Consider the following 4,094-nt stretch of genomic DNA (forward strand, 5'->3'; position numbering starts at 1 on the left):
GGGGGGGGGGGGGGCCGGGGGGGGGGGGGGGGGGCGCGGGGGGGGCGCCGGGGGCCCCCCCCCCCGCCCCCCCCCCCGCCCCCCGCGGGGGCCCCCCCCCGGCCCCCGGCCCGCGCCCGCCCCCCCCCGCCGGGCCCCCGCGACCGAGGGCGGCCGCGTCCTCCAATCCCTCAACGGGACCTGGGGCTTCCTGCCCGCCGAGGCCGGTGCCGCCTACCCGCCCCCCGGCACCGGCTGGGCGGACATCCCCGTGCCCGCCGAATGGAACATGACCGCCGGCCTCTTCGGCACGGACTGGGACGCCTACGACCTCTTCGGCACGCCCGCGGACTGGGACGACGTCGACACCGCCTGGTACCGGCGCACCCTCGCCGTGCCCGCGCGGCTCAAGGGGCAGCGCATCGTGCTGCGCTTCGAGGCGGTCAGCTTCGAGGCCACGGTGTACTGCGGCGGCGTCCGGGTCGCCCACCACGCCGAGGGGCTGCTGCCGTTCGAGGCCGACATCACCGACCACGTCGCCTTCGGCGGGGACACGGTCGTCCATCTGCTGGTGGCCTCGCCCGTCAGCGGCTCGAAGCAGAGCGACGGCTTCCACCACCCGTGCGGCTCCTGGTGGGGCCAACTGTGCGCGGGCATCTGGCAGGACGCCTGGCTGCTGGCGCGCGACCCCGTCAGTGTGGCCGACACGGCGGTCACGACATCGGTCGCCAAGGGCACGTTCACCGCGGCCACCACCCTGCGCAACGACGGCCCGAAGGCGGCCACCGTCACCGTCGACCACACCGTGTGGGACGGGGCCAGGCAGGTCAAGAAGGTCAGCGGGCGGGTCTTCGTGCCCGGTGGCGGCACCGCGGAGCTCCGGGCGGCGGCGAACTGGCCGGACGCCCGGCTGTGGAACCCGGCCGATCCGCACCTGTACGAACTCCGCGTGGACGTACGGGCCGACGCCGGCTCCCCCGTCCTCGACACCTCCGTCACGCGCTTCGGGTTCCGCGAGGTCACCGTGAGCGGCCCCCGTATCCTCCTCAACGGCGAGCCCGTCGTCCTGCGCGGCGACGCCTGGCACTACATGGGCTCGATCGAGAACAGCCGCGCCTACGCAACCCTGTGGATGACCATGGCGATGCGCGCGGGCGTCAACTACATGCGGCTGCACGCGATGCCGTACCCGCCGGTCTTCTACGACATCGCGGACGAACTCGGCATGCTGCTGATCGGCGAGTCCGGCATCTACGGCTCGTCGGGCAACTACGCCATGGGCGCGGACGACTTCTGGGCCAACTGCGCGACCCACCTCACCGCGCGCACCGTGCGCGACCGCAACCACCCCTCGGTCATCGCCTGGAGCGCGGAGAACGAGATGCTCGCCGCCTTCGGGCAGAGCTACGCGCACCGGGTCGCCGCGCTCAAGCCCGTCGTACTCGCCCAGGACGCCACCAGGCCCGTCTACTTCGAGGGCGACCAGGACCCGGAGGGCGCGGGCGACTTCAAGAGCACCCACTACCCGCTGGAGATGACCACCAAGAACACGGCGGTGCCCGAGTCGGGCCGCGTGTTCGCCGTCGGCGGTTCGTCGGAGTCGGAGTGGGACCGCCAGAAGCCGTTCCTCATCGGCGAGTTCAGCGCCATGTACTACGCCGACCCGTCCGACGTGAGCGCGCTCGGCGGCCCGGCCGCCTACGCGGACCTCGAGGGCTTCTGGTCGGCGCACGCGCTCGCGGTCCGCGCGCAGATCGAGGGCTTCAGGTACGCGGGGATCACCGGCGTATCGCCCTGGAACACCGTCTGGTACGGCATGCGCCCACTCCCGTTCGACGGTACGTCCGTGCCGAAGCCGGACCCGAGCGGGTCGGGCCCCCGGCTCGAGCGCGTGGGCCGCTGGGCGGCGACCCTCAACCCCGGCTTCGCCACGGGCCTTCCCGCGTACACACCGAACCCGATCCACGACGCCGTGGCCCGCGCCTTCCGGCCGCTCGGCGCCTACGCCCTGGACTACCGGACGCACTACTGGAGTGCGACAACGTTGTCCAAAAAGGTCGCGGTCTACAACGACGACGCGGCCGACGCGAAGGTGACCGTCTCCTGGTCACTGGACGTGCCGGGCGCGGGGAGCCGTTCCGGCTCGGCGTCCCCCACCGTCCCCGGCGCGGGCAAGGCGGAGCTGACCGCCGCCCTCGCCCTGCCGAAGGTGGCGCAGGCGACCGACGCGGCCTGGCAGATCAGCGTCCGGCGGGCGGGCAGGACCGTGTTCACGGACACGGCCACCCTCACCCTCTACCCGAAGCCCGCGGCGACGTCCGGCGTACCGGGCGGCCTCAGGGCGGCCGTCCTCGAGGCCCCGGGCTCGACCGCCACCACCGACGCGCTCACCGCGCTCGGTGTGAGCGCGCGCGTCCTCACGGACCTCGGGACACTTCCCGATCCCGCCGCCGAGGTGCTGGTCCTGGCGGAGGGCGGCAACCACACGGCCGACGCGGACGAGCAGAAGCGGGTGACCGCGTTCGCCGAGGCGGGCGGCCGGGTCCTCGTCCTCGCCCAGGACCATGTGCCCCAGGTGCTGCCCTGGCCGCTGTTCACCACCGGCACCCCGGCGACCGTCACCCATGTCTGCGCGCCGCACCACCCGGTCCTGGCCGGGCTGCGCGCCCACGACCTGCGCTGGTGGCAGACGGACCAGGAGGTCGTCGTCAGCACGCTGCTGCTCAAGCCCCGCCTCGGGAGTCTGCTCTCCCTGGCCGACGCGGGCCCTGGCCTCGGCGGTTCCGCGCTCGCGGAGGCCCGGTACGGCAAGGGCGCGTACCTGCTGTGCCAGTACCCCGTGATCGCCGCACGCGGTGCCGAACCGGTCGCGGACCTGCTGCTGCGGGGCATCCTGCGCCACCTCGCCACACCGCCCGCCGCCACCGGCCGCGTCGCGGTCCTCGCGGACGACGCGGATGCCAAGGGCACACCGGGCAAGGTGGTCGCCACCCTGCGTGCCGCGTCCCTCGATCCGAAGCGGCTCACGGCGCTGGACGACGGCGCGCTCGACGACGTGGACGTCCTGCTCGTCGACGCCGGTGCGCCCGGGGGCCCGGCCCTCGACTCGTTCGCCGCCCGCACCGCCCTGGTCCGCGCCTGGGTCGCGGCGGGCGGCACCCTCTGGATCAACGGCGCCACCGCGGCGACCCTGCCGAAGGCCGCCGCCCTGCTGCCACCCGGGACGGCGCTGGCGGCACTGGACGCCGACCACCAGCACGGCGCGGTCACCACCGGCGACTCGCCGCTGACCGGCGGCATCAGCAACGCCGACCTCGAATGGCCGGCCGCCGGGCCCGCGCTGGTCACCGCGGCGCTCCAGGTGCGCGGCGGACGGGCCGCGCTCACCACCCGCCCCGTCAGCTGGGGTTACTTCAAGGCGGGCACCGAGCAGACCAAGTACGGCAGGGCCGAGGAGAGCGCACGCGGCCATACGCCGGCCCCCGTGGTGTGGGAGACCACGTCGGGCAAGGGCCGGATCGTGGTGGACCAGCTGCTGTGGGCGACCGGGACGGCGCTGCCCGCGCAGGCCGGGCTCGCCGCGCTGCTCGCCGCCGCGCTCGGCGGTGGGTTCACCGCGGGCGCGGGCTCCGGCGAGCTGCCCACCGACGGATGGAAGGGATTCACCAACCCGGCGACCGGCGACCCGGCGAGCGGCTACGACCGCGACCCCGGCACCCGCTGGTCCAGCGACGCGCTCCAACAGGCCGGTTTCTTCTACGGTCTCGACCTCGGCGCCACCCACACCCTCAGCCGGATCGTGTGGGACACCTCCACCTCGCCCGGGGACATCCCAAGCGGCCTCGACGTCCAGGTCTCCCTGGACAACACCGCGTACACGACGGCGCTGAGCCTCGCCGACACGAGCCCGTACGCCTCCGGCGGCGTACTGACCCTGACGCTCGACCCCGTCGCCGCGCGCTACTTCAAGGTCGTCGTCACCAAGCCCGCGGGCACCTACCTGTCCGTGCACGAGCTGTACGTCTACGAGTCGGCCGGCACGGCGGACTGACCACCGCCCGGCGGAAGCGGGGCCGCCCCGGGCCCCGGGCCCTGTGCCCCGGGCCCCCGAGGAG

General features: G+C 74.6%; 1 protein-coding gene (only partly in view). It reads left to right on the forward strand.

Features of this window, described 5'->3' with window-relative positions:
• On the forward strand, positions 1–4,030 hold the 3' portion of the coding sequence (locus tag LCE31_RS26670; RefSeq protein WP_263632327.1) for a glycoside hydrolase family 2 protein. It extends 230 nt beyond the left edge of the window; the window shows 4,030 of its 4,260 coding nt (coding positions 231–4,260); the start codon falls outside the window, past its left edge; its stop codon occupies positions 4,028–4,030.
• The last annotated feature ends 64 nt before the right edge of the window (positions 4,031–4,094 follow it).

Origin of the sequence: Streptomyces sp. 8L (assembly GCF_020176795.1) — a bacterium.
GTDB lineage: Bacteria > Actinomycetota > Actinomycetes > Streptomycetales > Streptomycetaceae > Streptomyces.